23 protein-coding genes and 1 other RNA gene are annotated in these 25,750 nt (G+C 40.2%); 7 read left to right on the top strand and 17 right to left on the bottom strand.

Going from position 1 to position 25,750, the window contains the following annotated elements; all coding sequences use genetic code 11:
- Nucleotides 1-106: 106 nt before the first annotated feature.
- The 3 genes from SJY16_RS04015 to SJY16_RS04005 form a co-directional block, all read right to left on the bottom strand.
- Entirely contained in the window at nucleotides 107-475 is a 369-nt protein-coding gene (locus SJY16_RS04015; protein ID WP_377887791.1) for a YidH family protein, read from the bottom strand.
- A 155-nt stretch (nucleotides 476-630) separates the two neighbouring features.
- Nucleotides 631-1,737 (bottom strand): peptide-methionine (R)-S-oxide reductase MsrB, encoded by a 1,107-nt coding sequence (gene msrB / locus SJY16_RS04010; RefSeq protein ID WP_377887790.1) that lies wholly within the window; start codon nucleotides 1,735-1,737, stop codon nucleotides 631-633.
- A gap of 524 nt (nucleotides 1,738-2,261) precedes the next feature.
- Nucleotides 2,262-3,239 (bottom strand): acyltransferase family protein, encoded by a 978-nt coding sequence (locus SJY16_RS04005; protein ID WP_377887789.1) that lies wholly within the window; start codon nucleotides 3,237-3,239, stop codon nucleotides 2,262-2,264.
- Between the two features lie 345 nt (nucleotides 3,240-3,584).
- Here SJY16_RS04005 and SJY16_RS04000 point away from each other — a divergent pair, with 345 nt between their 5' ends.
- A complete protein-coding gene (locus SJY16_RS04000; RefSeq protein ID WP_377887788.1) occupies nucleotides 3,585-5,030 on the top strand; it encodes a carbon starvation CstA family protein in 1,446 nt (481 codons plus the stop codon).
- A gap of 74 nt (nucleotides 5,031-5,104) precedes the next feature.
- On the opposite strand, the gene SJY16_RS03995 is transcribed toward SJY16_RS04000, so the two are convergent.
- Complete coding sequence (locus SJY16_RS03995; protein WP_377892053.1) at nucleotides 5,105-6,424, bottom strand: short-chain fatty acid transporter; 1,320 nt, start codon at nucleotides 6,422-6,424, stop codon at nucleotides 5,105-5,107.
- Nucleotides 6,425-6,623: 199 nt separating this feature from the next.
- The gene (gene hpaB, locus SJY16_RS03990; protein WP_377887787.1) at nucleotides 6,624-8,060 is read right to left on the bottom strand and encodes a 4-hydroxyphenylacetate 3-monooxygenase, oxygenase component; all 1,437 of its coding nucleotides are present in this window, start codon (nucleotides 8,058-8,060) and stop codon (nucleotides 6,624-6,626) included.
- A gap of 180 nt (nucleotides 8,061-8,240) precedes the next feature.
- On the opposite strand from hpaB, the gene SJY16_RS03985 reads away from it, so the two are divergent.
- Nucleotides 8,241-8,984 carry a SurA N-terminal domain-containing protein gene (locus tag SJY16_RS03985; RefSeq protein ID WP_377887786.1) on the top strand — a complete coding sequence of 248 codons (744 nt, stop codon included), beginning with the start codon at nucleotides 8,241-8,243 and terminating at the stop codon, nucleotides 8,982-8,984.
- 109 nt (nucleotides 8,985-9,093) lie between these two features.
- Here SJY16_RS03985 and SJY16_RS03980 read toward each other — a convergent pair whose 3' ends face one another.
- Entirely contained in the window at nucleotides 9,094-11,130 is a 2,037-nt protein-coding gene (locus SJY16_RS03980) for a catalase (protein ID WP_377887785.1), read from the bottom strand.
- A gap of 207 nt (nucleotides 11,131-11,337) precedes the next feature.
- On the opposite strand from SJY16_RS03980, the gene SJY16_RS03975 reads away from it, so the two are divergent.
- Nucleotides 11,338-11,757, top strand: a complete 420-nt coding sequence (locus SJY16_RS03975) for a VOC family protein (RefSeq protein WP_377887784.1) — start codon at nucleotides 11,338-11,340, stop codon at nucleotides 11,755-11,757.
- 245 nt (nucleotides 11,758-12,002) lie between these two features.
- Here the strand turns inward: SJY16_RS03975 and SJY16_RS03970 are convergent, their stop codons facing one another.
- Both SJY16_RS03970 and ilvD read right to left on the bottom strand, forming a co-directional pair.
- Entirely contained in the window at nucleotides 12,003-13,025 is a 1,023-nt protein-coding gene (locus SJY16_RS03970) for a nuclease-related domain-containing protein (protein ID WP_377887783.1), read from the bottom strand.
- 82 nt (nucleotides 13,026-13,107) lie between these two features.
- Nucleotides 13,108-14,802: a dihydroxy-acid dehydratase gene (gene ilvD / locus SJY16_RS03965; RefSeq protein ID WP_377887782.1), complete on the bottom strand. Its 1,695-nt coding sequence runs from the start codon at nucleotides 14,800-14,802 to the stop codon at nucleotides 13,108-13,110.
- Between the two features lie 251 nt (nucleotides 14,803-15,053).
- Here ilvD and SJY16_RS03960 point away from each other — a divergent pair, with 251 nt between their 5' ends.
- A complete protein-coding gene (locus tag SJY16_RS03960; protein WP_377887781.1) occupies nucleotides 15,054-15,872 on the top strand; it encodes an ArsR/SmtB family transcription factor in 819 nt (272 codons plus the stop codon).
- Nucleotides 15,869-16,318, top strand: coding sequence for an SRPBCC family protein (locus tag SJY16_RS03955; RefSeq protein WP_377887780.1), 450 nt, complete (start codon nucleotides 15,869-15,871; stop codon nucleotides 16,316-16,318). Before SJY16_RS03960 ends, SJY16_RS03955 begins: the two co-directional genes overlap by 4 nt.
- 41 nt (nucleotides 16,319-16,359) lie before the next feature.
- Here the strand turns inward: SJY16_RS03955 and SJY16_RS03950 are convergent, their stop codons facing one another.
- Nucleotides 16,360-16,518 carry a DUF1540 domain-containing protein gene (locus SJY16_RS03950; RefSeq protein WP_377887779.1) on the bottom strand — a complete coding sequence of 53 codons (159 nt, stop codon included), beginning with the start codon at nucleotides 16,516-16,518 and terminating at the stop codon, nucleotides 16,360-16,362.
- Between the two features lie 175 nt (nucleotides 16,519-16,693).
- On the opposite strand from SJY16_RS03950, the gene SJY16_RS03945 reads away from it, so the two are divergent.
- Both SJY16_RS03945 and SJY16_RS03940 read left to right on the top strand, forming a co-directional pair.
- A complete protein-coding gene (locus SJY16_RS03945; protein ID WP_377887778.1) occupies nucleotides 16,694-17,893 on the top strand; it encodes an MFS transporter in 1,200 nt (399 codons plus the stop codon).
- Nucleotides 17,894-17,968: 75 nt separating this feature from the next.
- A complete protein-coding gene (locus SJY16_RS03940) occupies nucleotides 17,969-18,505 on the top strand; it encodes a DUF6944 family repetitive protein (RefSeq protein WP_377887777.1) in 537 nt (178 codons plus the stop codon).
- A gap of 42 nt (nucleotides 18,506-18,547) precedes the next feature.
- Here SJY16_RS03940 and SJY16_RS03935 read toward each other — a convergent pair whose 3' ends face one another.
- From SJY16_RS03935 to rnr, 8 genes are all read right to left on the bottom strand, one after another.
- Nucleotides 18,548-19,099 (bottom strand): DJ-1/PfpI family protein, encoded by a 552-nt coding sequence (locus SJY16_RS03935; RefSeq protein WP_377887776.1) that lies wholly within the window; start codon nucleotides 19,097-19,099, stop codon nucleotides 18,548-18,550.
- A gap of 178 nt (nucleotides 19,100-19,277) precedes the next feature.
- Nucleotides 19,278-19,976 carry an SDR family oxidoreductase gene (locus SJY16_RS03930; RefSeq protein WP_377887775.1) on the bottom strand — a complete coding sequence of 233 codons (699 nt, stop codon included), beginning with the start codon at nucleotides 19,974-19,976 and terminating at the stop codon, nucleotides 19,278-19,280.
- A 170-nt stretch (nucleotides 19,977-20,146) separates the two neighbouring features.
- On the bottom strand, nucleotides 20,147-20,539 hold the full coding sequence (locus tag SJY16_RS03925; RefSeq protein WP_377887774.1) for a DUF1761 domain-containing protein: 393 nt from the start codon (nucleotides 20,537-20,539) through the stop codon (nucleotides 20,147-20,149).
- Nucleotides 20,540-20,555: 16 nt separating this feature from the next.
- A complete protein-coding gene (locus SJY16_RS03920) occupies nucleotides 20,556-21,491 on the bottom strand; it encodes an AraC family transcriptional regulator (protein ID WP_377887772.1) in 936 nt (311 codons plus the stop codon).
- Between the two features lie 100 nt (nucleotides 21,492-21,591).
- Nucleotides 21,592-22,191: a TVP38/TMEM64 family protein gene (locus SJY16_RS03915; protein WP_377887771.1), complete on the bottom strand. Its 600-nt coding sequence runs from the start codon at nucleotides 22,189-22,191 to the stop codon at nucleotides 21,592-21,594.
- Nucleotides 22,192-22,408: 217 nt separating this feature from the next.
- Nucleotides 22,409-22,767: a transfer-messenger RNA gene (ssrA, locus tag SJY16_RS03910) on the bottom strand.
- Nucleotides 22,768-22,863: 96 nt separating this feature from the next.
- Nucleotides 22,864-23,331 (bottom strand): SsrA-binding protein SmpB, encoded by a 468-nt coding sequence (gene smpB / locus SJY16_RS03905; RefSeq protein WP_377887770.1) that lies wholly within the window; start codon nucleotides 23,329-23,331, stop codon nucleotides 22,864-22,866.
- A gap of 96 nt (nucleotides 23,332-23,427) precedes the next feature.
- Nucleotides 23,428-25,707, bottom strand: a complete 2,280-nt coding sequence (gene rnr, locus SJY16_RS03900) for a ribonuclease R (protein ID WP_377892051.1) — start codon at nucleotides 25,705-25,707, stop codon at nucleotides 23,428-23,430.
- Nucleotides 25,708-25,750 lie beyond the last annotated feature (43 nt).

The following is a 25,750-nucleotide window of genomic DNA, read 5'->3' as shown; positions in this document are numbered from 1 at the left end:
AGGGGTATTATTGCAACCAAAAAATTTTATATCAATTCGTGTTTTTAATACCTATAGGGGTATTATAACGTACTCATATTAAATGTCAATAGTTACTCATCTCGATTTAAGAAAGCCAGTTTATTTGTATAACGAAATACATGATGATTAGAGCGATGATTAGAAGTACAATTACGATCAAGAAAACCACAACCCATGTTGATGATGGAACTTCGAAATTCAATATCTTCTTTCGAGTACGATAAAATTGCAATGCCCCTCCCACCATTGTTAATAAACCAAACAATAATGAAGTAAAGCTGATCATTACAACAATTTGGTCATCTCCGCGCTCACCAGCTGTTCTAGTAAAATGCAGGCTTGCTGCAAGAAAACCAATTCCTATAATAGCGATAGAAGTTCGAATCCATGCTAAAAACGTGCGCTCATTTGCAAGTAGCTGCTGCACCCTTCCGTCTGCTTTTTTCGCTTCCACTCCTTCTTTCCCTCCCTCTTTCATACCCTTCGATCATATACCCCCTACCGTAAAAATTCAAGAGAATGGCTTATTCATTCATGGTAACCTTAAATAGAGTATGTACAAGAATAGCTCTCACTATAAAAAGGCAGCAATAGATGCTGCCTCACCTTTTATTCAAATAGGCTTAAAAATTCCCCGTAGCCTTTCGACTCCAACTCATCTTTAGGAATGAAATTAAGTGCCGCAGAATTCATACAATACCTCAATCCTGTTGGCTCTGGACCATCTTCGAAAACATGACCTAAATGCGAGTCGGCTTCTTTACTTCTAATTTCCGTACGTGTGGTAAAAAAGCCTTTATCTTCTTTTTCTACAATATTATCCTCAACCAATGGCTTCGTGAAACTTGGCCAGCCTGTTCCAGATTTGTATTTGTCAGTTGAACTGAACAATGGCTCTCCAGAAACAATATCTACGTAAATCCCTTCCGCTTTATTGTCCCAATATTTATTATCAAAAGCTTTTTCCGTGCCATCTTCTTGAGTTACTTCATATTGAATTGGCGTAAGCATTTCCTTCAATTCTTTCTTTGTATACGATACACGCTTTTCTGGCTGTTCGATTTCTCGGTCATCCCCCCAGGCTTGATCCAAGAATTTGTCACGCCCAGAGTTTTTGCGGTAGATCTTATATCGAAATTCATTTTCTTTATAATAATCTTGATGGTATTTTTCAGCTACATAAAAGGTAGGAGCCTCTTTTATGAAAGTAACGATCGGTTCATCAAATCTCCCAGAGTTTGCAAGCTCTGTTTTAGATTCTTCTGCTAATTCTTTCTGTTTTTCATCGTGATAGAAAATCCCTGAAAGGTATTGATCACCTCTGTCTACAAATTGTCCCCCATCATCTGTAGGATCAATTTGTCTCCAGAAAACATCTAACAAAGTTTCGTAAGAGACGATATCAGGATTATAATGTACTTGAACGGCTTCTATATGACCTGTGTCTCCTGAGGACACTTCTTTGTATGAAGGATTCTTTGTATCTCCGCCGATATAACCTGAAATAGCTTCATCTACGCCATCTAGTTTCTCAAAAGGTGGTTCCATACACCAGAAGCATCCACCAGCAAAGGTCGCAACTTCAAGGTTCTCATCGACAGCATTAACGGGCTCACTTCCATAAGACCGATTAAATAGTACATCATACAGTTTTGGGCCTGCAAATATCAGAACGGTTAGCAAACCTAGTAATACGATGATTCTTGATTTCTTCATTTACAGTTCCTCCCTTTTATAAATCAACGTGGAAGAATAGTTACATTCAACTAATTTAAGTGTAACTCATCTCAGTCGTAAAAGAGAGGCATTTGCTTTGATAATAAAAGCAAGCCCCTGTTTATGGAAACTCATTCCAACCCCATTTATGAAAGATCACCTTGATCAATCCTACTGAATTCCAAGCAATTACGGCAAACTTTCCGACCGATTATGATCAAACAGTCTTCTGCTTTGTTTCTCTAGCCGATTTTAATTAACTTTGCTTTTGTTTCGTTTTCAAACCATACATTTAATGTAGATTGAAGCGGATGGATGCTCGACTCAAGCGGGATGTGCTGGACAGGTGAGACCCCTGAGGCGCAACGTTTTTATGCACTGAGAAGGCTCACTCCCGCCCCGCGGAAAGGGAGTGGTAATCACCACTATAACCATGGCAGATGGCCATTAAGACTTTCTAGAAACTCTAAAGGCTGCTGAGAAATTCTCAACAGCCTTCACACCTAAAAATATATTCTTTCTATTTATCTCTTATTGAATGTTAATTTGTCTGGTGATGGAAGCCAGCGATCAAAAGCAAGAAGTTTCGAGAAGAATGGCAAACTTAAGATCATTGCGATCGTAAGAGTAAAAATCACGATAAACGGGATACCCCACAAGGTAGAGATAACTTCTGCTGACTGCTGCTCAAGAAACCATTTGATAATAAATCCATGGAAAAGATAAATTGCAAATGTCCGTGAGCCTATCGGTGTGATGACGATCGGCGTTTTCGGAATGATCGAAAAGAACATGAACATCACAAATACTGTTCCAACATAATACCCCAAACGCACTAAGAGTCCCATATTCGATTCATAGACATACGTTCCATATAAAAGATCTGTCAGGCCTTCTATCTTATACAAGTAGAATAGAAGGAACAGCCCACCAAGTACCACAGGAGCTACCCATTTCATATATGGTAAACGGATTGGCTTTTCGCTTCTTCCCATTACAACCCCTAATACAAAGAATGGTAGAAAAACAAACAGGCGATCTAGAGAAAGAAACCTCTCTATATCAAAATAACCGACGAGTAGGCCTGCTACAATGCTTACTGACAACAAGACACTTGTTTTACTTTTTAGAATGAAAGGTGAAAGAAGCTTATACGCTGCAATACATAATAAGAACCACATTGCCCACCTTGGAGTAAGAAACTCAATCTGGAAAGGCTTCTCATATAGATTCGTATAATAAACCGCATACACGACTTGGAACAAGATATAAGGAAGAAGAAAAGTTGTGAAGATCTTCCAATAATACTTTGTTCCAGATGCCTTCCTAGTGAAATATCCAGTTAGAAAGATAAATGCCGGCATATGAAAGATAAAAATCACATGATAAAAACTATATAAAAAACGCGAGTCGTCGATAAATGGCGTAAGTAGATGTCCCCCAACGACTAATAGTATTAGAATTGCTTTGCTGTTATCGAAATATGCTATACGCTGTGACACGATTAAAGACCTCCTCATACAATCCTCAATAAAAACATTCTAAATCTCAGTCAACTACTTAATACCCGGTTTCCATTCATTTTTACCCTATTTCACTATTAGTTATTCGAATTGTAATATTCGTATTTTAGCGGTCATTTATGAAAAGGTAGTAATTTCATAAAGAGGGATCTTCACCGTACGTCAATAGTCCTGTTTTCCCCTTAATTCGACGATCTATTCCAGCAAATTCAGTTCAATAGTGTGATATATTTTATTTTTTCTGAATAATCTATTGTATTTTGTCAATTTGGTACGTAGAATGAGTGTTATATTTTCAAACATAGAAAAAAGGAGGCGAGTAACATGATCACATTTGTCGTTGCAGTTGCTTTATTAATTCTTGGTTATATTGTCTATTCTAAGGTGGTTGAGCGAATTTTCGGCATTGATGATCATCGTGAAACTCCTGCATATACAAAAAAAGATGGCATGGACTATATGCCGATGAGTTGGTGGAAGGGAAGCTTAATCCAACTATTAAATATAGCAGGACTCGGGCCTATTTTTGGAGCAGTTCTTGGAGCATTATACGGTCCTGTTGCTTTCATATGGATCGTGATCGGTTGTATCTTTGCAGGAGCTGTTCATGATTACTTTTCTGGGATGATGTCATTAAGACACAATGGAGAGCAATACCCTTCTCTAGTAGGACGGTACTTAGGACGTGGCGCACAAGGTGCAATTAACATTATCTCAATCGTCCTTATGGTATTGGTAGCAGCAGCGTTTACAGCTGGACCCGCTCAGCTGATGGCCCAAGTTACGCCATTAAGCTTTTTGGTCAGTCTTTTGGTCATCTTCGCTTATTTTGTAATCGCAGCAGTGTTACCTGTAAATAAAATCATCGGAAAAATTTATCCGATCTTTGGCGTTATTCTAATCGTTATGGCAGTTTCAATCGGAATTGGGCTGTTCTTCATGGATCATGCTGTTCCAAATCTAACGCTATCGAATCTTCATCCTGATAACTTACCATTATGGCCGCTTCTAATGATCACCGTTTCATGTGGGGCAATCTCAGGATTTCACTCAACTCAGAGTCCGATCATCGCAAGAACGATGAAAAAGGAGAGTGAAGGAAGAAAAGTATTTTATGGCGCAATGATAGCAGAAGGAATCATCGCACTAATCTGGGCTGCTGCTGGCATGACGTTTTTCGGTGGCACTGGCGGTTTGCAGGAAACACTAGCAGCAGGTGGACCTTCAGGCGTTGTTAACGAAATCAGTTCTTCTCTTCTTGGAACTGTAGGAGGCATTCTTGCTATCCTTGGAGTTATCGTACTTCCGATCACAACGGGAGATACTTCTCTCCGTTCTTCAAGAATGATGCTCGCAGATCTATTCACTAAGAAAGAAAACAAAGGGAAAGCTTCCGGTAAAGGAAAGACGTTATTACTTACTGGTGTCGTTGCACTACCTACTTTTATGCTAACTCAAATGGATTACACGTTCTTATGGAGGTATGTAGGTTTTACAAATCAGCTGGTCGCAACAGTCATGCTATGGGCTGGAGCCATGTATCTTGTTAAAAGCAAGAAGTTCCACTGGATCTGCAGCCTCCCTGCTCTCTTCATGACGATGACAGTGGCCACATACCTCTTCTTAGCACCGGAAGGATTTGAACTTCCTTATGGTGTTTCAATGATTCTAGGTGGAGTCATCACCATGATCGTCGCATTATGGTTTGGATATCAAATCTGGAAAGAACGTAAGAAAGACAGCTTTAGCGTTGAACAAATTGCATCGTAATCACAAAAAAGCTGCATTCCTTCCTTAGAAAGGGATGCAGCTTTTTTATGGATAATTGATGACCTCTTCTACGTTTACAGTAATACGAGTCCTGCTGATATGACTACTCCACTTACCACTAGAACAATAAGACAAAAGCCCATGATATCCTTCGCTTTTAAACCAGCGATTGCAAGTGCTGGTAACGCCCAAAACGGCTGAATCATGTTTGTCCAAGCATCTCCCCATGCTACAGCCATCGCAGCCTTAGGGACAGATACGCCTAGTTCTTTCGCAGCATCTAACACGATCGGTGCTTGAACCGCCCACTGCCCCCCACCGGAAGGCACAAAGAAGTTTACGATTCCTGCACTAAGGAATGTAAAGAATGGGAAAGTCCATTCATTCGATATCGATACAAATCCTTGAGACATTTGCGCGGCAAGTCCGGAAGCGACCATCATCCCCATAATTCCTGCATAAAATGGGAACTGAATAATAATGCCACTAGCCCCTTTCACAGCATCCGTTACCGATTCTAGAAAACGCTTTGGGGTACCGTGAAACAATATCCCTAAAAACAGAAATCCAAAATTCACGATATTTAAATTAAGCTGAAAGCCATTTGTAATAAAATAATAAAAGAGATAACATAATCCAACTACTCCCATTAGAATAGCTAGAACTTTACTATTTTCAATGCGCTCTGCTGGAGTTAGATTATTTTCTACCGCAGCCGCTTGAAGATCTTCCGCATTTAGTAACGCCCGATCGACCAATACGCGCTCGTCCTCAGCAGGCGACATAAAGTAATTTATTATAGGAAGGCAAAGAAACAGCGCTCCTACAATAATCAAATTAAAAAGGGAAAAAATCGTTTCCCCAGTTGAAATCAGTCCGATTTGACCTTCTGAAAAATGGTCCGGAGTTGCAATCGTAAGGGGGATTGATCCTGCTAAACCGCCATGCCAGACGATAAACCCACTATAAGCACTCGCTATGAGTAAGCGGTAATCAACTTTCTCAACTTTTTTCGCCAGCTCCTTTGCATAAAGTGCTCCGATTACCAATCCAAATCCCCAGTTAATCCAGCTAGCAATAAGAGAGATAATCGTTACATACACGATTGCTTGTCCAGGTGTTTTGGCTAAACCCGCTAACCAACCAAGCCCTCTTTTGAAGATTGGACTACTAGCAAGAACATATCCAGTCACTAGAACGAGCACCATTTGCATGGAAAACGAAAGTAAGTTCCAGAACCCTTCTCCCCAGAATTGAACCATCTGCACAGGGGAACTTCCTGTAAAAATTAATCCAAGGCCAAACACCACCAATGTCAACAAAATGACAAACAGAAATGGATCAGGCAAATACCTTTGCATTACCCGATTTGAAACAGATATTGCTGCTTTCAACATGACTTTATCTCCTCCTACAGTCCTTCTCTCCCTAACTCATTCGACATTTTTCTAAATGACTCCTCCCAATTTATGAAAACGATTACAAACGTGACAACCCAGCTACCTTAGATGGAAATGTCTATTCTGAGCTTGCTCCAAATTAAAAAGCTGTCGAGACTTCTCAACAGCTTTTACCTTTAAGTTCATGATTTATCTATTTCTTATCTTCATCTAAAAATTCTTGTACTCTATCATGGTAGGCTTGCTTCGGGTAACTATTGTAAAAGGCTGTGGACAGCCTTATTGGATCGCCAAAGAAAAAGCGTTCAAACTGAGTTTGTCTTGATCCAAAAGCACTCATGCCTAAATCCCACGCCACTCTAAATAGTTTCACACGATCCATCGCACCAATATTTGCACCTTGCAAATACTGCCCGAGATCACCTTTGATCTGAGATTCAAAATCTCCTTCTGTTGGTAAGGAAATCATACTGCTCGCTCCAAGTAGTTGTGTAATCTCTATTAACCTTGGATACGTATTTGCGAAATAATTGTTCGCTGTACGTAACGGTTTACTATCCGGCACAAGCGTTCCATGCTTATTCAATTCGCTATTCACTTCAGATGACAGAAGTAACGCTCTCATAATTTCTAGAGAAACAATGATTTCGGTCATTTTCAATTTCACGTGTTCAAATTCACTAATTTGGATGGCATCGCACATGGCTTCACCTAAACCAAGCAAGAATTCTAATTTCACAATTTGTCTACTAACTGCCTGGTATTGTAAAAAGGCATGCATACCTGTTTCAGCATCCAAGTTACTTAGGATTTGAAAATCTTTGTAAAGAATAACGCGATCCCATGGAACTAAGACATGATCGAATACGACAAGGGAATCAACTTCTTCAAACCTGGCAGCTAGCGGATGATCAAACGATGAATCCCGATATCGATAAGACTCCCTGCATAAAAACCGAAGTCCTTTTGTATTTGAAGGAATCATAAACCCGAAAATATATGACTCGTCTAAGCTTTGTCCGCTTGGTAGAACGAGTAATTCATCTGTAAGTCCACCTTGTGTTGCCAACAGCTTAGCCCCGTGAATAACGATTCCCTCTTTATTCTCTTCAATTACTTTTGCGGCTGTAATTGTACTGTCATCCAAATATTGCGAGATGGAACGGTTAACCTGCGGATTAACAAATGTATGTGTGATCGAAAGATCCTTCTCTTTCGCTAATTCATAGAGTGCCTTCATATTTTCTCCAAATGGTCGTTCACCTTTTGAGAAGTGTGAAGACGCGGTCCCTAAAGCCATTACAAGTGTATTCATATAATCTGGCGGGCGTCCGATCAGACCACCGTTTAGTCTTGCCCAACCTTGTGTAGCTTCTCTTCTCTTTTTTAAATCCTCTACAGTTTGAGGTTGATGGTACGAAAACCCATACTTTTTACCATCAGGTGCAGTACAACTAAACAAATCCTGTTGTAGAGGACAACACTGATAATCATAAAGTGCGGCTTTACTGGCAATGATACCTTTGAAGGGTGCTGATTCGGATAACCGATCCACACACTTTTTCCCTTCAATCCATACCTCATTCTGGAGGGCATCGATTCTATCGACGAACTGTTTTCCATTAATCAAAAATGCTCCCCCTTTCTAATACTAGTTTATGCAATTAAAGTTGGACATGTGGCAGTTTAGTTACCCATGTTTCTTTCTAGTAATAGAATTGTGGAATCTGTCCCATAGTTTACTGATGGGGTTTTCAAAGTAGAAATTTTGTGGAACAATAGGTACAGCCTTTTGAAAGGAGAATGTGACTTGCGTAAATTAACTTATTTAATGATAACTGGACTTTTACTAGTTGCTCTTGCAGCTTGTGGAGGTAATGAAGAAAGTGAAAGTAAAAATAACGAAAATGATACAGAACAAAAATCAGCTGAAGCAGGTAAGGAGGATTCAAAGCAATCCCAACCTGATCTTGATAAGGTAAAAGAAGATAAAGTGATTGCCACAGTAAATGGTGAAGAAATTAAAGGTGAGGACTTTAACGCCTTATATACTCAAAACCAATTGAAATATCACCAAATGGGACAAGACGTTTCTAAAGAACAGCTAACGAAACTCAAAAAACAAGTAGCTGAAAGTATGGTAGGTCAGGAGTTAATTCTTCAAGCTGCCAATGAAAAGGGCTATGAAGCTTCTGAAAAACAAGTGGATGAAGAACTCGCAAGCCTGAAAGAACAGTATGCCGATGAGAAGAAATTCAAAGCTGCTCTTGATGAAAGTGGTATGTCATTAGATGAGCTTAAGAAAGAAATTGCGAAAAACGTTCAATATACGTCTTATGTTGAAAAAGAAATCAAAGTAGAAGAAGTAACAGAAGAAGAAATGAAGCAATATTACGAGCAAGCGAAAGAAAAAGGAAGCGCTGAAGAAATGCCTGCTTTTGAAAAAGTAAAGCCTCAAATTAAAAAAGGTCTAGAAAGCGAAAAGAAGAAAAAGGAAACTCAGCAACACATCGATAAATTAAAAGAAGACGCAAAAATCAAGATAAACGTTTAATACCACACGAAACCGTTAAGGACAATCCTTAGCGGTTTTCTGATTCCTATAGACACTAAAACGAAGCGATCACCTGAGGTGATCGCTTCGTTTATATATAATCAAGAACTTAAACCAATTCTCGATCCCAGTGACGGTGTTTCGCAATTGCATTCGCAAATTCTTTTGCAAAATCTTCTGGGTTATCACCAGTAACAACTCCTGCGCTACCCTTCATATTATTATTTTCTAACCACTTCGCACCTTCGTGTGTACCACCGATTGGTTTGAAATGAGAAAAGGCTTCGTTTATAAAGTAGTTCGCGGATTGATAAAACCCTTTGTTTTCATTATCTCCGCCGACTGCATAAATTGCGTCAAAGAGAACCGATTCACTCGTTAAGAAGGTATGATCGACCTCAGCTTCTGCGCCGTCATTCCCTTTCTTAACACCAAGCTTATCACTGATTAGCTCAGGCATAATACCTTGTTCCTTCAGTTCATCTAGTACAGCGATGAGTTCCTTACCATGAAAGCCATCATCTATGATGACACCGACTTTACGAGTCTCAGGCTTGAACTTCGTATTGATTTGGCTTAGAGCCGGAGAGGTTTTTGTAACTTCAGATCCACCCTCTTTAGGTGCTTTCGCTCCAATGTTATCAGCAACTGATGAGGAAAGGTCTAGGTTTACATTTGCTAGCATATCAACGACTTGCTGTTGAACAGATTTACTTTCAACTTTTCCTAACTCAAAGCTAAATGCATTCGTGATATGATCTTTCTCTACATCACTCATACTGTTCCAGAATAGTGTAGCTTGAGAGAAATGATCTTTAAAGCTCTCACTACGAGCACGAATTTTATGCCCCTCTACTTTTTCTTGGTAATGAACGTATCCACCTTCTTCTTCTGTTGCTGGTTCAGGCTGATTATCTGCTAAGGAATTTTTATGATAGCTTACCTGACCTTTATTGATCGTTTGACGCATAAACCCATCACGCTGGTTATTGTGGAACGGACATACCGGCTTGTTAATCGGTAGTTCATGGTGGTTCGCACTACCAAAACGGTTAATTTGTGTATCTGTATAAGAGAACAAACGTCCTTGCAGAAGTGGGTCATTGGAGAAGTCGATTCCCTTCACGACATTTCCAGGGTGGAATGCAACCTGTTCATTCTCCGCAAAAACATTTTCTACGTTACGATTGAGAACCATCTTACCAACAATTTTGACAGGAACTTCTTCCTCAGGCCAAACTTTCGTTGGATCAAGAACATCGAAATCAAACTTGAACTCATCTTCTTCGTTAATAACTTGGAGACCTAGCTCCCATTCTGGATAGTCTCCGTTATTGATAGCTTCTAGTAAATCAGCACGATGGAAATCAGCATTTTTACCTGAAAGCTTTTGAGCTTCATCCCAAACAAGGGAATGTACACCTAGCTTTGGCTTCCAATGGAACTTAACAAAGTTAGCTTCTCCTTTTGCATTAACGAGACGGAATGTATGAACTCCAAAACCTTCCATCATGCGGAAACTTCTTGGAATTGCGCGATCTGACATCGCCCACATTGCCATATGTGCAGATTCCTGATTATTTGCAATGAAATCCCAGAATGTATCATGCGCAGAAGCAGCCTGTGGCATTCCTGTATGTGGTTCTGGTTTTACTGCATGAACTAAGTCAGGGAACTTTATCGCATCTTGGATAAAGAAAACCGGAATATTGTTACCGACTAAATCAAAATTGCCTTCGTCTGTATAAAAACGTGTCGCAAATCCTCTTACGTCACGCACCGTTTCAGAAGAACCTTTGGAACCAGCTACTGTAGAAAAACGAACAAAAACAGGCGTTGTTCTAGATGGATCCTTGAGAAACTCCGCGTCCGTTAACTCTTCTAATGATTCATATACTTGAAATTCACCGTGAGCTGAGAAGCCTCTTGCATGAACCGCGCGTTCTGGAATTCGCTCGTGGTCAAAGTGCGTCATCTTCTCTCTAAAATGAAAATCTTCCATTAACGTTGGTCCACGTTCACCAACTTTTAAAGAAAATTCGTCCTCAGACACCTTTTGCCCTTGATTCGTCGTCATTTTACCTTCGTCGTTCGTGCTATATTTCTCTAGTTGTTCCTTTTTCTTATTGTTTTGTTCCTCACTCATTCTTGGTTCTCCTCCTCTAACGAAATATGTAAAAATCGTATATTTGATAAATCCCCTCCCTCTCCCAAAATAAAACATTTTTTGATGATAATGATTATATTTTCGAGCATGCCATTCAAGGAACATACGTTCTAGACTAAGAGGTGAAGATAAGCTATACTATAATGGTGATGAAAACATTCTACTAACAAAAAAGGAGTGTATTTAATGAAGCAACAAGCAGTTCCATACTTTACTTTTGAAGGTACAGCAAGAGAAGCACTGAATTATTATAAGGAAGTTTTCGGCGGCGAAATCACTGATCTCCAAACATTCGGAGATGCAAACTTTGAAACGCCCCCAGGCATGGATGAGCGGATTATGCACGCTCGCTTTAGAAGCGACGGCCTTTATTTCATGGCTTCTGACACATTCGACAATCAGAATGTAGCTGTAGGAAATAACATCTCTCTTGCACTCGAACTTGATACTGAAAAAGAAATCAACGAATTGTATGAGCGATTGAAAGAAAGAGGAACTGTTTTCATGGAGCTTCAAGATACCTTTTGGGGCGCAACGTTCGCCAAAGTGAAAGATGCATACGGAATTACGTGGGATTTGAACTTTGAGAAGGCAAAAGCTAAGTAATAGTTGAGTTGGAGAGTGCCTGTCACGGGGAGTGGCGGGTGCTTTTTTGTTGTTTTTGGGGGTGGGGGGACTTGGGTGTGTGGTGAGGCGCTGGATTGGGAGGGGGATGAGGGGACAAAGAGGCTGGATCAGGGGCCGGAAGACCGGATATCGGCGAAAAGTTCAGGGATATCAGCGAAATTCAAGATATATCGGCGATATTTTAAATATATCAGCGAAAACACTAGTTATATCAGCGATATTCTCTATTTATCAGCGAAACGGTTTATCACTCGATTATCCAGCTTGTATTTCCTCGCTTTATTTGCTCCAACATACTCAAGATTCAGTTCTCCTAACAATCTCTTAACAGCATCCGCAGACTCTACTTTCAAGAAACTCCGGACCTCTTGATTAGTAACCCAATTGCTAACTAGCAAAGCATAATCACCTAAAGCTTTTAAATGCGCATCCCTTGATACTCCTCCGCACTTCATACAAATCCACCTTCCATGCAACCTCTTCATAGGTAGACAGCGACATTCCGGACAATGCACACCTTCAAGAAGATCTAATCGTGATAGTGAAAACCTTCTCAATACATCAATGTCCAATGGAGTGTGATGCTTAATGAGCAGTCTCCCTAATCTTCGCATTTCCTTCATCGATAACTTCTCTTCGAGGTACTTGTTATCAAATGCTTTTATCTTCGTCGGCAAATAGTCGCTTTTGATTACTTGAGTTGCTATTTCCTTAACATCATTCGTTGCTTTAAGAACTGTACTTCGATTGCTCACGACAACAAGGGTTTCAATAGGAATACTTGGAAAACGGTGCTGATGGAGGAAAGTTAATAACTGTAGATGCTGTCGTCTAACCTGTGTTAAAGGATCTGGAAATGCTTCTTCGACATCATTATTTCTTGAAGTTCTAATAAGTTGATTGAATATCGGGTCAAACAGCAAGGTGCCAGAAATGTTTTTCACCTCTATCAAAAGCAAGTAATACGGAGTCACGACCAATGAATCCATTTGAAAATAAGATGAATTATGGTTAATCCGAATATCATGATAGACGGTATGACCTTTGCTTTTCACGAAGCTAAGGGGAAAATCTAGCGCTCGTTCTCCATTGAATCCAGCTTTATGGATCGCTACCTGTTCTTTGACTTCTTCAAGTATTGGGTGATGTGCTGGGAGGCGTTTCATAAGTGCCGTTAGCTTGAGGAGGTATTGCGGAGTATTTCGATTTTTGGCGATCACGTCTACATCAATCCTTTCATTCAACACCTAACTACTATTCTCCTCAACACCACAATATCCTCCCACACAAAAACCGGCCTCCCAAAAAGGAAGACCGGCAACTATCACCCTACTCGATATCTAAATCCGTCACTGCGCCTTTAGCTGAAGAAGATACGAGACGCGCATACTTACCAAGAATACCTGTTTTGAATCGTAATTCTGGTCTGACCCATTCAGCTTTACGATTTTGCAGTTCGAGGTCAGTCACATTGAAATTGATCTGCTGTGTGTCGCTATCGATCGTAATCGTGTCGCCCTCTTTCAATAATCCGATCGGTCCGCCAACGAAGGCTTCAGGAGATACGTGACCGATCACAAAGCCGTGTGAGCCACCGGAGAATCGGCCGTCTGTTAGGAGGGCTACTTTGCCGCCAAGTCCTTTGCCGACGATCATAGCTGTAATCGAAAGCATCTCAGGCATACCTGGTCCGCCTTTTGGTCCAACATTTCGAATGACGAGAACGTCGCCCTCTTTTATATCGTTACTTTCGATCGCGGTTGTCGCTTCCGCTTCACTATCATATACACGTGCAGGTCCTTCAAAGCGGCTGATTTTCTGACCAGACATTTTGGCAACGGCGCCTTCGGGAGCAAGGTTGCCTCGAAGGACAACAAGAGGACCGCTTGGCTTGATCGGATCGTTCATCGGTTTGATTACCATTTGTCCTTCTGTTAGGGAGTCCACCTCAGCAAGGTTCTCTGCAACGGTTTTACCTGTGACTGTTAGACAATCTCCATGCAGAAGACCATGTTCATGCAATAACTTCATGACCGCTGGTACGCCACCAATCTCGTAAAGGTCTTGCATGACATATTTACCGCTTGGTTTCATATCAGCAATATGCGGGACACGTTCACGGACTTTTTCAAAATCATCTAGAGAAAGATCGACGCCAGATGAATGCGCCATAGCTGTTAAATGTAGAAAAGCATTCGTTGAACCTCCGAGCGCCATCACAACGGTAATCGCATTTTCAAATGCTTTCTTTGTCATGATATCGCGTGGGTAGATATCCTTTTCTAAAAGGTTCACGACCATCTCACCAGCTTGACGACATTCTGACTCCTTATAATCATTCACAGCAGGAGTTGAGGATGATCCTGGAATACTCATTCCAAGCGCTTCAACAGCAGATGCCATCGTGTTTGCTGTGTACATCCCACCACATGCTCCCGCTCCCGGGCATGCATGACATTCAACGTTATGAAGTTCTTCCTCATTAATTGTACCTTCACGATACTGACCAACTGCTTCAAACGAAGACACGATATCAATATCGTTACCATTAAGTTTACCTGGTTGGATCGTTCCACCATATACATAAACCGATGGGATGTTCATTCTTCCAATTGCCATCAAACATCCTGGAGTTGTTTTATCGCAACCTCCTATAGCAACGATACCGTCTAAACGTTCAGCGTTTGTAACTGTTTCGATAGAATCAGCAATGATTTCTCGACTCGGAAGGGAGTAGAACATTCCTTCATGTCCCATCGCAATGCCATCTGAAACAGTGATGGTATTGAAAATCATAGGAGCCCCACCATTATCAGCGGCTCCACCTTTCGCTTCGCGTGCAAGTCGATCGATATGTACATTACACGGCGTTACTTCGCTCCATGTACTTGCCACGCCAATCATAGGCTTTTTGAAATCCTCATCGGTAAAGCCAACTGCTCGAAGCATAGAGCGATTCGGAACCCTATTGACGCCCTCACTGATTACTTTGCTTCGGATGCGCAAGTCTTTTTTTTCTGTCATCCCTCTCACCCTTTCTTCTAACACGAAAATTAATAATTTTGTTTATTCAAAAATTTATATTCTTTGATAATACTAGTTTTCAGCTGCTTCTGCAAACCATTATCAGAATTTTTACGAAACATTTTCATGTAAGCGATACCTTTCCATTTAATACCTTATAAATGTCATCGCTACGGTATGTATAATATGTTACTATTAAGTCACATAATAAATGTTACCTTTACGTCACATTAATGCGGAGGCGGATTATCTTGACCCTTGATAATGAGTTAACAGTTACCCTCAAAGCGTTAACTCACCCTACACGAAGAGAAATACTTGATTTATTGAAAGATGGTCCTAAAACCACTGGGTATTTAGATGATCAATTTACGGATATCAGTCGTTACGCAGTCATGAAACATTTAACACAACTTAAAGACGCAAATTTGGTTTTGGTCAGGCGGGAAGGACGATCTCGTGTAAACTACCTCAACGCTGTTCCGATTCAACAGATGTATGATCGTTGGATGAACAAATATCAATCCAAGCATGCTTCTTCACTTTTATTCTTAAAATCCACTCTTGAAAGGGGAACAAACGAAATGGAAAACCAGGGTTACAAGCATGACTCATTTCAAATTGAACAAGAAGTTCGCATACAAGCTCCAATCGAACAGGTATTTAAATCACTTACAGAAAATATCGATTCTTGGTGGGCCTATCGATTATGCGGAGAGGGTTCGACGCTTTCATTTGAACCAGAAGTTGGTGGGCGCTTTCTTGAAAGAGGCGCTTCAGGTGAGGCTGGTGCTCTATGGGGAACGATCACGTATATAAACGCACCTTATGAGATCCGACTCAATGGTTTACTTGGAATGCAAGGGGCGGTTAACAGTGCATATAGCTACAAGCTTCGTGAAGAAGGTGAAGAAGGTGAAGAAACGACCCTCTCCCTATCTCATCATGCATCTGGCTTATTAGATCCTGAGTGGCATGCCGCTCACGACGGAGGATGGAAAGAATTACTTGGTACGTTTTTAAAGAACTATGTCGAGAAAGGGAAGACATATAGTGAGCAGCAAAAATGATGAAGATCACATCGGAAAGAGTCATTAATTGTGAGCCCTCTGTTGTCTTTGAGTATATCTCAAATTTTGAGAACAATCCCATCTGGCAAGGGGGAATGATTGAAGCCTCGTTCACATCTACTGGACCACTCGGAGAGGGATCGACATATGACCAGGTTGCAACATTTTTAGGAAAGAAAATCATCACATCCTTTGTTGTTAGCCGCTTTGAACGAAACAGATGTATACAAATTCAAAGCATAAGGAGCACATTTCCGATTAAAGTCACGAGATCTGTAGAGCGTGCGGAAGGAGGAACACTCGTAAGTGCATTTGTTGAAGGCGATCCTGGTGGGATTTTCAAACTCGCAAAGCCGCTGTTAAAACGAATGGTACAACGTTCAGTTGTGAATGATTATGCGAACTTGAAAACCATTTTAGAAGACCAATGTTCGAAAAGTAACTAGTAAAAGCCGGTTCTCGCCTAGAACCGGCTTTGTTCTGATGTTTAAAGCACACCAGGTTCAAACGTTTTACAATCTGTTTCTTCACTATTTGTTGCTTTGTTCCCCTTGTGACTCACAACATAGATTTCTTCTGCGCCACATTTTCTACCTTCACGATTATGGACACAGTTTGTAACTTCACAGAGTACATCTAATGCCATGCTTCTCACCTCCTTATGTTTAAGATGAGCTTAAAGCATTTGTATCATGCTGGAGGCATTTAGAAGCATTTCCTCCTCTCCTCAAAAAAGACAAATTTAACCTCCATATTTCGTGATATTATCGCTGATTTACATGATATGATGGGAGAAATAACAAGAGATTGAGGGAACAACTATGTGGAGAAACAAAAATGTATGGATTCTTCTTACAGGAGAATTTGTTGCTGGCCTTGGATTATGGCTCGGAATTATCGGAAACCTTGAATTTATGCAAGAAAAGGTTCCATCTGATTTCATGAAAGCTGTTATTCTCGCAGCAGGTCTTTTAGCGGGTGTAGCAATTGGTCCTTTAGCTGGTCGGATAACGGATCAAGCAAAAAAGAAAACAGTTATGCTCACTGCTGGATTTGCACGCTCATTGAGCGTTGTGTTCATGTTGATCGCGATTCAAACCGGATCTGTTCTATGGATGGTCGTATTTTTAGTAATGATTCAACTTGCAGCGGCTTTTTATTTCCCTGCCCTACAGGCAGCCATTCCGCTTATCGTGAAAGAGAAAGACCTCCTGCAAATGAATGGTGTGCATATGAACGTGGGTACGTTATCACGTATTCTAGGGACAGCAGTTGCAGGGATTTTCCTTGCCATCATGTCTCTTAGTACAATGTACACAATGTCGTTAGCCGCATATTTACTTTTGTTTATCTTAACCTTCTTTGTAGAGATTGATGAACAGAAAGAAACAAAAGCTACCTTTTCTAAAGGGGAGAGCGGGTTTAAACACCTTTTCCCTATCGTAAAAGAGCTCCCTATCGTCACAATGACCTTGATTATGACAATGGTACCTTTATTATTCATCGGGGGCTTCAACCTGTTAGTGATCAACATTAGTGAATTACAAGACAACTCATTAATAAAAAGCTGGATTTATACAACGGAAGGAATTTCGTTTATGATTGGGGCTTTTACTGTTAAACGATTCGCTCATAAGCTTTCTCCGTATACAATTCTATTCGTATTTTCATTCATTATCGGGTTGTCCCAGCTTTTGCTTTTCTTTGCGTGGATTCCCGTACTGTCTGTGCTTGCATTTGCCATATTTGGATTTTCGGTGGGCTGCTTTTTCCCTACTGCTGCAACGATCTTTCAAACGAGAGTACCGAAAGAATATCACGGAAGGTTCTTTTCATTCCGAAATATGCTTGACCGGATTATCTTTCAAGTTGTGCTTTTACTAACAGGGCTAATGTTAGATCTTATTGGTCTTCAATTGATGTGTGTATTGTTTGGAATATTGTCGCTTACGATAACCGCTACCTTTTTCTCGAAATATAAAACGGAGCAAAAGGCAAACATAAATTTAAAAGTAAGTTAACGAATCAACTTTCGAACCAAATAGAGCGAAATTGTATACACTATCCTAGGACTACTATAGAGTAGGCGATCTCCAATGGACAATCAAACAAAGGCTGTATTAGGTTCCTGGATCCAAGCGATAGGAACCATTTTGGCTGCAACCGGTAGTACACCATTTAAATCTTTGAGCGATGAGCTAAAGAATGCCCTCAACTTAATAGGAAATGTGATGCAAGGTACAGGCAATGCGTTAATTGCAGATACGGTTGAAACATTTAACTTAAATAAAGTCGGAAACCAAATCCAAGCGGTTGGTAATTCTACTGTCGTTGCCGGTATTCTTATAGACAGTAATTCGCGAATCAGCCAAATCCTCAATATTGACGGAAACTGGCTTCAAGCACTTGGAGGGAGTGCATCTCTAGGAGATGCCTTCGAACAAACACCTTCCGAAGAACAACTTTATAACATCTATGGTAATTTACTTCAGGTTATTGGTAATTCACTTCAAGCTGTATCCGGAACAAAAGAACTTAGGGGTGAGGAAGCACAGAATTTGAATGTAGTGGGAAGCTGGATCCAAGCTGTAGGATCTGTCATTTCAGCTATCGGACAAACAAAATATCCGTAAAATCAAAAACTCCCCGGTTTCTAAAAACCAGGGAGTTTAGCATTACCTTAATAAAGTTAGAAATTCTTTCATGAAATGTGGTAAATCGGGCCACGCCTGACCTGAAACAAGGTTACGATGAGTATGAACCTGATCTTCACTATATGTTGCACCACAAGCTGTTACATCAGGTTTACATGCTGGATAAGCAGTGTACTCTCTTCCTTCCATTCGATCAGCTATCACACTCAACACTTGTGCTGCATGACATATGGCTCCAACAGGTTTATTTTCATCAAAGAAATGATGCAAGATGCTAGGTAAGTTCTCATCAAGACGAATATACTCAGGTGCACGTCCACCTGGAATAATCAAACCATCAAAATCTTTTGGATCAATTTCCTTAAAAGAGGTATGTGCTTCTATTCCATACGCTGGCTTTTCTACATACGTCTCCATTTCTCCAGTGAAATCATGAGAAACTGTCTGAAGTTTCTTCGATGAAGGAGCTGCAATCGTCACTTCAAAACCTTCCTCTAAACAACGATAATACGGATAATACACCTCAAGCGCCTCCACAGCATCACCAGTAACAATCAATACCTTCTTACTCATAGATAAGCACCTCCAACAAATAAGTTATTTCTTCTATACATCACTTCCCCTTTTTTGGTGAAGGGTAACCTGATTCATTCGTATGATTGTTGCTTTCTTGAAGATGATTCCACTCGTCACTCCTAAACCAATAAAAAAGAACTCTAGCATGTAGAGTCCCTTTTCATCGTATATCTTTTTACCAATCAATTACCTTACGATCTCTAAAGAACTTCCCTGTTGTGTTTAACTCAGCTAAGGAAAGCCATACTGCAGTGTCCGCACCATCTTGTACAGACCTCATTGCTCCTGCTCCACCCATATCGGTTTTAACCCATCCTGGGCACATCGCATTCACGTTGATTCCCTTATCCCGAAGTGCATCGGCCAGTTGAATGGTAACAATATTCAACGCTGCTTTCGATAGGGAGTATGCCGGATGAGATTCTCCGATACTGTTACCAGAACCAAGACCACTTGAGACATTGATTACACGAGCATCATCACTACTTTTTAGTAGCGAGATTAATGCCTGCGTTAAAAACAACGGACCATATGTATTGGTTTCCATTGTTTTTGAAACCGTATCACGATCTACCTCTAATACTGTGAAATTCTTATCAATAAAAACTCCCGCGTTGTTTACGAGTATATCTAGTTTATGAAAATTTTTGTTGATTTCGCTATATAGATGCTTAATACTACTGTCACTAGTAATGTCTAATTCCTGAAAGTGAACATCTAATCCTTCTCGCTTTAGTTCCTCCACTGCTTTTATACCTTTTTCTTGTTCTCTAGCAGTCATGATGACAGTGACACCTTGCTTCCCAAGCTGTCTTGCTATTTCAAAGCCAATTCCTCTATTTGAACCGGTAACAAGCGCAGTTTTCGCACCCATATTCCTCAACTCCTCATTTACTAAGTAGGTATTTCATATCCATTCCACAAATTCTTTGGATAAAAACGTGCTGAGTAATGCATCTTTACTTTTCACAAATTCCGCTTCCAATATTACGGTTAAAAACAATTCATTTCAAACAAAAAAACCACCTATAAACTGATGGTTTTTTACTGAAATAGCCCATGTAAGGCGCCAAGAAAGGTGAAAATTACAAGGTGATCACCTATAGCAATATAGAACGCCCTTTTGTTCAATAATCCAAACATGTAGTTTTTTAGATACACCAACATAATAATAGTACCAATGAGCAGCCCAATTCCTAACCCTGATATTATTCCTGTTGAACTACTGATTTGAACGAATATAGCTACAATAAGTGATGAAATAAATGCAACGACAACTGCAACGAAGTATTTGAATGGACCTTTCGATTCATTTAGCAGGAATTGTTCATTTTCACTTTTTTTCTTATCTGATAATAAAATAGAGTAGTAAATACCACCATAAACCATATATAAAAACCCACCAGCAACAAAAGCCATGATACTTATACCATACATATTCATTCCCCCAATACTATTTCGGTTCTATGCCTAAACCGATAGCCCTAATTTTGCAATTCACCCTTAAAGATCCCTCTTCTTGTTCTAGCTGGACAATTTCAATCGGATTACTAAGATACCTATATCCGCTCTTTGGTAACCAAATACTATACAACTCAGAATAACACTCGATGATCTTACTTCTCTCCTGATAATCAAGTGGTTCATCAAATTCATATAACACATGAAGCCCACCTTGAAACTCTCCGGTTACTTCAGCGCTCTCACCCTCTGACTCGATCCCTAGACAGCATTCATAAAAGCTTTTCTCTGGCGGAGTAATATATGGATTGTTCTTAGGAATTCCGCACATAAACAGCTTATCCACGTTGTACCCTCTCGCATTCGCCCAGTGAAACAACTGGCCCCAAACTTCTTGAATTCCTTTTGTATAAGGTCCAACATTATACCTCTTGACCATAGAACAACTCGAAAAGGTAACTGTCTTTACTGCTGAAAGATCTAACCAACTAAACTCATTATACTCATTAGAAGAAACTTCATCTTTCATATTTTGGTTAAAAGTTTTAGATTTCTTGCTATCTTGATACTCTCTAGCAAAACGGTCTAAGTATGCTCCTTCTCGCCATTTCTTAGGACTCGTCTCAAAATAAGCTTGAAACGAGTAAGTAAAATAAGACAATGACGAAAAACCGCTCTGATGTGCAACTGTTGTTATTGAAAGATGAGGTTCATAAATTAAAGAATGAGCAGCTATTTCTAAGCGAAGTCTTTTGATATAACTTGCAGGTGTTTCTCCAATAATCTTTTTAAATAATCGCTGAAAATAGTAAGGAGAATAGGTCGATACTTGAGCAAGGTCATTTAGCTGTAATGATTCTGTTAAATTGTCTTCTATGTATGCTAAAACCTTACTGATTTGTTTCGTTTGTTCTGCATCAGTATTCACGTTAAAACTCCTTCTGCTTAATCTGAAATCAGACTATCTTTAGTATCAGCTTTCTTTACATTATTTTATCACGATACAAAAAAACGAACTCGACATTAAGTCAGTCCGTCTCATGATCTCTTTCTATCTCTTTGGATTTTACTTTAATCAGCTTGTCCTTAAATACTTTAATCACGATAAAGAGCACGACGACGACAATCAAAATCGCAACGCCTAAGCTTGATTGCATCGAATTCATATATAACCATGCCATAATGAACATTGGAGGGATGATACCGAGAGCGGTAGTCCAAGTAAATTGCCAGAGGGTAATCGAAATTAATCCAGCGCCATAGTTCAGTAGATTAAAGGAGAATAAGGGGACAAGCCTTAATAAAAACAATCCGAAAAGACCATTTTTCTTAAACCAGTTATCAAACTTCGCCAGTTTGTCATCTGAGATAACCTTCAAAACAAGAGGTCTGCCAAATAACCTGGCTAAATAAAACGATAAATATGCTCCTAACATCGAGCCGATCCAAGTATAGATAAGGCCGAAAGTAAGGCCAAATATATAGACGTTTGCAAACAAAATGATTTCAGAAGGAATGAAGATAATACTGTGTAATACCATTAAGAAGATCGCAACAATCGGTCCCCAATTGCCTAACCCCAGCATAAAAGCCTTCAGATCTTCCAAACCTGAGGTCGAAAAGAGCATAGATACGACTTCTCTAAATGATGGAACAAAAAATAGTAGCGAACCTACTAAAAGAAGGGCAGCTATTATAATTAACCTCGTCGTTTTAATATGTTCACTTCCTTATATAATGAACGCGTCCAAACGGCCATTAACTTGATAAGATTCATTCTACCAATATCATATTGAAAAAGGTAGTAATTAAATTTGGCAATAAAAAAACCACCAATGTATGTATTGGTGGAGACGGTGGGAGTCGAACCCACGTCCAGAGATATCGGCACTTAAGCTTCTACGAGTGTAGTCGTTATATTAGCGTTTCACTACAATTCAGCCTAACGACAGGCTTCCTTGTAGCTAGTCTGATTAATCTCTTCCGACTTTCCTCAGACGGTGGATCGTCGGCGTATCCCACTTAAGTTGAGTCCCTTACCCTACCACATGGGCGATGGAGGGAGGAACCGCAAAGCAGTTTATGCTGCTAGTGCGAAGTTGTTGTTTTCTTTGCCAATTATAGGCGTGGCGTTTTTGACGTAGCTCGCCAACTCGACTCGCGACTTAAGCTCGACCTATCCCTGTCGAATCCGTAACGTCCCCATGTAAATGAGAACCGAAAACGGGAAGCACTTAAGCTTATATGATTGTTTCGGTACTTTTTAGTATAACATATGAGTGTTTGCAATCAACTGGAAATTATATGCGTTGACGCTCTTTTAATGCTTTATCCACTTCACGCTTCATCGTCTTATCTTTCAGATCCTGGCGCTTATCATACTTTTTCTTACCTTTGGCTAAGCCAAGAAGTACTTTTGCATAACCATTCTTGATATAAACTTTAAGCGGAATGATTGTATAACCTTGTTCTTTCGTAAGTCCAATGAGTTTGTCTATCTCTTTACGCTTCATCAATAGCTTACGTGTACGAGTTGGATCGTGATTATAACGATTTCCCTGCTCATACTCATTGATATGCATATTCAGGAGAAACATTTCACCTTTGCGAATGATGGCATGAGAGTCTTTCAGGTTTACACGTCTTGCTCTGAGGGATTTGATTTCAGTACCCTGTAGAACTAATCCTGCTTCATATGTTTCGATAACTGAATAATCATGTCTTGCTTTCCTATTTTGTGCAATAAGATTACCATCGCCTCTTGGCATGACTGTTCCCCCTCTCAAGCGTCAAAAACCAGTATAACAATATGGTCAGAATAAGTCAAGATGACCTACTCCGACCATATGGTGACTGTGTACCTTTTATTTTTTTCCAGGTTTGCGCTTTTTCTTTTTTGATTTCTTAGTGCCTTGACCGTTTTTGGGTGGTGTAAACTTACGCTTTTTCGCACCCTCATCAGTCGTCTTATTGGACTTACCACGCTTTTTACGTTGACCGCCCTGAATGACTTTAGGACTTTCTTTACGACGACGTTGCTTAGGTGGCTTCATTCCAACAATTTCAAAGTCGATTGCTCGTTCATCTACATTTACATTCAAGACGCGAATTGAAATCTCATCGCCGATTCGATATACGTTACCAGTACGTTCACCGATCATCGCATATGCGCCTTCATCGTAATGATAGTAATCGTCCGTTAAATAACTAACATGAACGAGACCTTCAATGGTATTCGGAAGCTCTATAAACAGTCCGAAGTTAGTAACTCCGCTGATCACGCCTTCAAACTCTTCTCCAACTTTGTCTTCCATAAACTGCGCTTTTTTCAAATCATCCGTCTCACGTTCGGCATCAACTGCTCTTCTTTCCATTGCAGAAGCGTGCTGTGCAATTTCTCCTAGAGCTTCTTTCCACTTTTCGCGAGTTTGATTGTCTACCTTCTTTTCAAAAAGGTACGTACGGATCAATCGGTGGACAATCAGGTCAGGGTAACGACGAATAGGAGATGTGAAGTGTGTATAGAACTCAGTTGAGAGACCGAAATGACCAAGGCTTTCAGGGAAGTATTTCGCCTGTTGCATAGACCTTAGCATAACTTTACTTATTACAGCTTCTTCCGGTTCACCTTTCACTTCTTCTAATAGTTCTTGAAGAGCACGTGGGTGTACGGTATTCGCATTTCCTCGAATAGCATAACCAAAGTTCGTGATGAATTCAAAGAACGTATCTAGCTTTTCAGAGTCTGGATCTTCGTGAATACGATACATGAACGGAATATCCATCCAGTGAAAATGCTGTGCAACTGTTTCGTTTGCAATAAGCATGAATTCTTCGATGAGACGTTCAGCTACAGAACGTTCTCTCAATACGATCTCTTCAGGACTTCCTTCTTCATCAACAAGAACTTTAGCTTCAGCGAAATCAAAATCAATTGCGCCTCGTTCGAAGCGGTTTTTGCGTAAGATTTCAGCAAGTTCACCCATACCATCAAAGAATGGCACAAGAGACTTATAGCGCTCAAGCACTTCATCATCTTCGCGATTTAATATTTTACGTACATCATTGTATGTCATTCTTTCTGTGGTTCTGATCACACTTGGGAAGATCTCATGGTGAACCACTTCACCACCAGGCGAAATTTCCATCTCGCATGATATCGTCAATCGATCGACCTTAGGATTCAAACTACATATGCCGTTTGATAAACGATGTGGAATCATAGGAATAACGCGGTCAACAAGATAGACGCTTGTCCCTCTTTCCAATGCTTCCTGGTCGATTGGCGAGTTTTCAGTGACATAGTACGTCACGTCTGCGATATGAACGCCCAGCTTGTAGTTACCATTCGATAATTTCTCAACGTTGACAGCATCATCAAGGTCTTTTGCATCTGCGCCATCGATTGTAACGATCGTCTCGTCACGAAGGTCTCTTCGACCTTCTATTTCCTTCTCATCGATTTGATCTGGCGTTTTTGTTGCCTGGTCCATTGCAGCATCGGGAAATTCTCCAGGAAGCTCATGTTTGTGAATGATTGAAAGAATATCAACACCAGGGTCATTTTTATGTCCCAGGATTTCAGTGATTTTACCTTCAGCGCTCATTCTTCCTTCAGGATACTTCGTAATTTCAACAACGACTTTGTGTCCATCTACAGCGCCTGCAGTGGATCCTTTTGGAATGAAAATATCATGAGGAATTCGTTTATCATCCGCTATGACAAAACCAAAATGCTTACTATCAGAGTAAGTTCCGACAGTTCGCTTAACCCCACGTTCAATGATGCGTATAACGGTGCCTTCTGGACGGGAACCAGACGACTTGGAATGTAAACGTACGATAACACGATCACCGTTCATCGCCCCATTTAAATCGCCCTGATTAATATAGACATCTTTCTCATCCGTTTCACCTTCAGCAATTAGAAAAGCAAATCCTTTTGCATGCACTTGGAGTTTCCCTCGAACGAGATTCATTTTTTCAGGTAAACCATAGCGATTCGTACGTGTTCTTACGATGAGACCATCGTCTTCCATCTTATTCAGGGTTTGAACGAAATCTTTGAATTCACTTGAATCTTGAATTCCAAATACTTCTTCAAGTTCTTTTACTGTCAGTGGTTTATATGCTTCATCTTTCATGTAAGTCAATATTTTCTGCACATGTTCTTCTGCCAAATCGTTT

It is taken from the genome of Alkalihalobacillus sp. R86527, from assembly GCF_042466185.1.
Taxonomy (GTDB): Bacteria; Bacillota; Bacilli; order Bacillales; family Guptibacillaceae; genus Guptibacillus.
The sequence above is the reverse complement of the archived record's forward strand: the minus strand, read 5'-3'. Positions and strand labels throughout refer to the sequence as shown.

Bases quoted from the DNA above. Each gene is read 5' to 3' on its own strand.
- msrB (WP_377887790.1), bottom strand. From the start codon at position 1,737: ATGAAGAAATCAAGAATCATCGTATTACTAGGTTTGCTAACCGTTCTG.
- SJY16_RS04000 (WP_377887788.1), top strand. From the start codon at position 3,585: ATGATCACATTTGTCGTTGCAGTTGCTTTATTAATTCTTGGTTATATT.
- SJY16_RS03980 (WP_377887785.1), bottom strand. From the start codon at position 11,130: ATGAGTGAGGAACAAAACAATAAGAAAAAGGAACAACTAGAGAAATAT.
- SJY16_RS03975 (WP_377887784.1), top strand. From the start codon at position 11,338: ATGAAGCAACAAGCAGTTCCATACTTTACTTTTGAAGGTACAGCAAGA.
- ilvD (WP_377887782.1), bottom strand. From the start codon at position 14,802: ATGACAGAAAAAAAAGACTTGCGCATCCGAAGCAAAGTAATCAGTGAG.
- SJY16_RS03955 (WP_377887780.1), top strand. From the start codon at position 15,869: ATGATGAAGATCACATCGGAAAGAGTCATTAATTGTGAGCCCTCTGTT.
- SJY16_RS03950 (WP_377887779.1), bottom strand. From the start codon at position 16,518: ATGGCATTAGATGTACTCTGTGAAGTTACAAACTGTGTCCATAATCGT.
- SJY16_RS03945 (WP_377887778.1), top strand. From the start codon at position 16,694: ATGTGGAGAAACAAAAATGTATGGATTCTTCTTACAGGAGAATTTGTT.
- SJY16_RS03940 (WP_377887777.1), top strand. From the start codon at position 17,969: ATGGACAATCAAACAAAGGCTGTATTAGGTTCCTGGATCCAAGCGATA.
- SJY16_RS03935 (WP_377887776.1), bottom strand. From the start codon at position 19,099: ATGAGTAAGAAGGTATTGATTGTTACTGGTGATGCTGTGGAGGCGCTT.
- SJY16_RS03930 (WP_377887775.1), bottom strand. From the start codon at position 19,976: ATGGGTGCGAAAACTGCGCTTGTTACCGGTTCAAATAGAGGAATTGGC.
- SJY16_RS03925 (WP_377887774.1), bottom strand. From the start codon at position 20,539: ATGTATGGTATAAGTATCATGGCTTTTGTTGCTGGTGGGTTTTTATAT.
- SJY16_RS03915 (WP_377887771.1), bottom strand. From the start codon at position 22,191: ATGCTCTTTTCGACCTCAGGTTTGGAAGATCTGAAGGCTTTTATGCTG.
- smpB (WP_377887770.1), bottom strand. From the start codon at position 23,331: ATGCCAAGAGGCGATGGTAATCTTATTGCACAAAATAGGAAAGCAAGA.
- rnr (WP_377892051.1), bottom strand. From the start codon at position 25,707: ATGAAAGATGAAGCATATAAACCACTGACAGTAAAAGAACTTGAAGAA.